Source organism: Acidithiobacillus sp. IBUN Pt1247-S3, assembly GCF_041146875.1.
Classification (GTDB): domain Bacteria; phylum Pseudomonadota; class Gammaproteobacteria; order Acidithiobacillales; family Acidithiobacillaceae; genus Igneacidithiobacillus.
Genome location: NZ_JBFRXP010000049.1, coordinates 1 through 3,475, shown reverse-complemented (window position 1 = coordinate 3,475; position 3,475 = coordinate 1). Strand labels below are relative to the sequence as shown.

General features: G+C 59.4%; 2 protein-coding genes and 4 pseudogenes. 4 read left to right on the top strand and 2 right to left on the bottom strand.

Going from position 1 to position 3,475, the window contains the following annotated elements; genetic code table 11:
* A pseudogene (locus tag AB4090_RS14865) lies at positions 1–134 on the bottom strand (methyl-accepting chemotaxis protein); the annotation flags it as partial.
* A gap of 519 nt (positions 135–653) precedes the next feature.
* Between AB4090_RS14865 and AB4090_RS14860 the strand changes: the two are divergent.
* The 3 genes and pseudogenes from AB4090_RS14860 to AB4090_RS14850 all read left to right on the top strand — a co-directional run.
* Positions 654–863: pseudogene (locus AB4090_RS14860) on the top strand (helix-turn-helix domain-containing protein); the annotation flags it as partial.
* A 134-nt stretch (positions 864–997) separates the two neighbouring features.
* Entirely contained in the window at positions 998–1,138 is a 141-nt protein-coding gene (locus AB4090_RS14855; protein ID WP_369574658.1) for a hypothetical protein, read from the top strand.
* Positions 1,122–1,823, top strand: a pseudogene (locus AB4090_RS14850) (IS30 family transposase); the annotation flags it as partial. The gene AB4090_RS14855 and the pseudogene AB4090_RS14850, both read left to right, overlap by 17 nt.
* A 56-nt stretch (positions 1,824–1,879) precedes the next feature.
* Here AB4090_RS14850 and AB4090_RS14845 read toward each other — a convergent pair.
* Positions 1,880–3,133, bottom strand: a complete 1,254-nt coding sequence (locus AB4090_RS14845) for a hypothetical protein (protein ID WP_369574657.1) — start codon at positions 3,131–3,133, stop codon at positions 1,880–1,882.
* Positions 3,134–3,243: 110 nt separating this feature from the next.
* On the opposite strand from AB4090_RS14845, the pseudogene AB4090_RS14840 reads away from it, so the two are divergent.
* A pseudogene (locus AB4090_RS14840) lies at positions 3,244–3,357 on the top strand (IS30 family transposase); the annotation flags it as partial.
* Positions 3,358–3,475 lie beyond the last annotated feature (118 nt).

The following is a 3,475-nucleotide window of genomic DNA, read 5'->3' as shown; positions in this document are numbered from 1 at the left end:
TTCCGGACCGCATCTGCCACCACGGCAAAGCCCCGCCCGTGTTCTCCCGCCCGTGCGGCCTCAATTGCCGCATTCAGAGCCAGCAAATTGGTTTGATAGGAAATCTGTTGAATGTCTTGCAGGGTAGATCCAATCGCGTGCAACTTCTGCTGCAAGTCCCGAACGATGTGTTCATTGTTCTGAATCACCGCAGCGGTGCTCTTGGAAGCCGCCGCCATACCCTGGGCGGCGGCTTCGATCTCCTCGGCAGAGTGATCTACCTGCACAGTGACATTGCGCAGCGATTCTGCCGTCTGGTGGGCCTTGCCTTCCGCCCCCTGCATCGCCCGGATGCGCTGCACCACAGGTTCCAGGATCCTTTGTAGCGTGACAGGGATTTCTTCATCCAGAGCAGGATCTGTGTCTCCTGCTCCCAGAATCCCGAGAAGATAATGAGTGATCTGGGTAGCCAAGGTTTCTTGCGGATTCATTCTGCCTCCTATTTTAGCATGCTGGTGCCATTGTTGTTCTATTTACTTCACCCGGACCAATGTTCCCCACTGCAAGAGCATACTCTCGATACACAACGTTCATTTTCTATATGGCCGCACAAATCTTGGCCGGCTCAGAAATGAAGTGCAATACCTTTGGTCCAATGGGGCTGGAGGTGGAGTATGGGCAAGAGGTATCAGCAGTTGAGCATGGATGAGAGGAATCGGTTGCAGCGCGGACTGAACCAAGGGATGAGCTTGAGGGGCATGGCGAAAGAGTTGCAGCGTGATGTCAGTACCCTGAGCCGGGAGCGTCGCCGAGGCTGGGTTGGTAGCAGCTATGATGCTGTCTCGGGACGGGAGAGAGCCCAGTCCAGAAAGCGAGTCGGCGTGCTCAGCAAGCCTTTTCGCGCGTCGTTGCGCGACCGGCCTTGCGCTGCCGACCAGATAATAAGCCCCAGCCGTCCCGGTCACCGGCGTGTCGCCCCGCCCTCGTTGGGGCGCAGGCGGCACACTCCGGCTCCCGAATGACTTTACGGCAGCCATGCGGCACAGCACGCGCCTACACTCCCAGCTACGCGGTCGTTTCGGCGGATGCAGTTCGCCGCGCTGCCTACTGGGGACTACTCGCCCCCGCTTCGCTCTCCTGGCTCGCAGCGGAGGCATAGAGGCGCACGCAAGCTGGTCATGGGTTCGGCGTTGACGGAACAGGTCACCACAGCCATTCTGGACCAGAAATGGTCGCCAGAGCAGGTGGCTGGGAGGCTGCGTGTGGAACACCCCGAGGACAAAGCTCAACAGGTCAGTCACGAAACGATCTACCAGTACATCTATGCGCATCCGGCAGGAGAGCTGAAAGCGGCACTCATTGATGCTCTGCGCCAGGGGCATCAGAAGCGTCGTCCGCGCAGCCGTGGGAAGGACCGCAGGGGTGGTATACGGAACATGCGTTCTATCCGTGAGCGGCCTGCAGAGGCCGAAGGACGGGAGGTGCCAGGCCATTGGGAAGGGGATCTCATCAAGGGGGCCTACAACGGCAGCGCCATTGGCACCTTAGTCGACCGGAGCAGTCGATTCGTGATCTTGGCACGGGTCGATGACGCTACAGCAGAATCGGTTCTGGAGGGCTTCACGCGGCGGCTACGCAGTCTGCCCAAAGTGTTTCGACAGACACTGACCTATGACCAAGGGAAAGAGATGGCAAGGCATCAGGAGCTGGAACGGCGGGTCGGAATCCGGGTATTTTTCGCAGACCCACACAGCCCGTGGCAACGCCCCACAAACGAGAATACCAATGGCCTGCTGCGCCAGTATTTCCCCAAGGGAACTGACCTGTCGGAATATTCGCAACGTCACAGTTCTTTCCAATCCAGAGATGAGCCTGAAGGAGGGGCAGGAGTGAGCGCCTGTCAGGCGGCTGAGTGTTGGGCGTTGTTGATGGAACGAAAGAGCTTTGCCCGAGCCTTTTGGAGGCAGAGAGCGGCCTCATTATCGCTGCTGGCGTAGGCGATTGCATCCAGGCCTGCGAAGCTGACGCCGGGCTTCAGGTACTGGCTGGCGTGATCCAGAGACTTGAGCTTGTCGTAAGGGGTCATCATCTGTGCGTAGGGATAGCGTTTCCGTAGTCGGCCTCTGGCGTCGATCTCCTCTATCGGAAAGAAGCACGGCCGATGGAAGTTCAGGTACGGGGAGAGCAGCTCCTGAGCGAAGGCGTTGACCTGCCGGGCAAAGCGCCCCGGGATGTGGGCGTAGCCCAAATGTTTGCGGACCACAGACCCGTTCTTGGACTCCACTAACGCATTGTCGTTACTGCGCCGGGCGCGGGATTTAGTGAACTGCTCGACGCGCAGTTTCTCCAGCAATCTGGCGACGCGTTTGTTGATGTATTCCGAGCCATTGTCGGAGTGAACGCCGTGCACGACAAAGGGAAAGGCGTCGATCAGGGCCTCCAGAACGGGCAGCAGGAAGCGCTCGCTGATGCGTTCGACGGAGCCCACGAACTGGAACTGCGTCACCTCGTCGACGAGGTTGATGTGATATAGCCCCTTGATGCCATCCAGGTCGCCCTGATGGACGGAATCCACCCGCAGAAAGCCGGGTCTCCCGCCGGGGTAGGGCTTGCGCCGTTCCCCGATGGCCACCTGGACGGGCCGTGTCTTGTCCACACGGCCACGCTGGCGTTGATAGCCCTGGGAGTGGCGAAGGTTGTACAGATGGCCATTGGAAATCGTCGCCAGGCGCTCATAGCGGGCGTCGTGAAATACCCGATAAGCGCGCTCACAGAGCTTGCGGGTGGCCGGACCCGACAACGTGTCATGCAAGGCATCCAGCTCCGCCAGGGCCTGCACGTCGGCTGCGGTATAGCGGCGCGGAAAGGGCTTACTGGGCGGACCACGCCGGTCCCGGATCTGCCCGCCGGCCCGGAATTGCGTGATCAGACGGGTCACCCGCGCGCGGGATAAGCCCGTCACCTTCTCCAAGTAGCGGTGCAGCCATCCTCGGGCAACCTTGCCCAAGCGCACGTACTGGAAGCGGCGCAGCTCGCCGGCAATCCAGTCATACGCCTCGTCTCGGGCTGGGGCGGCAAAATCGAGGGCCTGGGCACCTTCCACAAAAGCGCGGATCTGGTCGAGGGTCTGTAGTCCTTGAGTCTTGAGTGTCACGATCATCCTCCGATGATCCCAAACCCAGACCGTTCAGGCTCACTTCACCTTGGAATCACGCCCTCCCTTTAGGCTCATGTGTCATTGGAAGAGGCTGTCACTTGACGCAGGTCGCCGAGGAACTCAATAATCGCCCAAGGAAAACCCTGGGTTTTAGAACACCCGCCGAAGTGATGGCACAGCAAGTCAGAGAGTTACGCGCTGGTGTTGCGCTTCAATCTTGAAACCGCCCTTCTATAACTTAACAGGCTGCTGAAAAAGTCCGTGGTATAATTGCCGGAACAGGGCACGGAGGGATTCGATCATGCGTGGAGCCAAGGTAGAGATGGGTGCGATGTTCAG